The organism is Exiguobacterium sp. s150 (assembly GCF_018618435.1).
Taxonomy (GTDB): domain Bacteria; phylum Bacillota; class Bacilli; order Exiguobacteriales; family Exiguobacteriaceae; genus Exiguobacterium; species Exiguobacterium alkaliphilum.
The window spans coordinates 1-567 of record NZ_JACSMC010000083.1; the positions used below are offsets into that span (position 1 = coordinate 1).

A 567-nucleotide genomic window follows, 5' to 3' on the forward strand; every position below is an offset into this window, starting at 1 on the left:
CTCAAAACTGAACGATGGGCAATGCCACAGGGGCATTTTCCTTAGAAAGGAGGTGATCCAGCCGCACCTTCCGATACGGCTACCTTGTTACGACTTCACCCCAATCATCTGTCCCACCTTCGGCGGCTGGCTCCCTAAGGTTACCTCACCGACTTCGGGTGTTACAAACTCTCGTGGTGTGACGGGCGGTGTGTACAAGACCCGGGAACGTATTCACCGCAGTATGCTGACCTGCGATTACTAGCGATTCCGACTTCATGCAGGCGAGTTGCAGCCTGCAATCCGAACTGAGAACGGCTTTCTGGGATTGGCTCCACCTCGCGGCTTCGCTGCCCTTTGTACCGTCCATTGTAGCACGTGTGTAGCCCAACTCATAAGGGGCATGATGATTTGACGTCATCCCCACCTTCCTCCGGTTTGTCACCGGCAGTCTCCTTAGAGTGCCCAACTGAATGGTGGCAACTAAGGACAAGGGTTGCGCTCGTTGCGGGACTTAACCCAACATCTCACGACACGAGCTGACGACAACCATGCACCACCTGTCACCCCTGCCCCCGAAGGGGAAGG

Annotated in this window: 1 rRNA gene; it reads right to left on the bottom strand. The window is 55.9% G+C overall.

Annotated features, from left to right (window positions below):
* Positions 1-45 precede the first annotated feature (45 nt).
* Positions 46-567 (bottom strand): 16S ribosomal RNA (locus KNP76_RS15660); the annotation flags it as partial.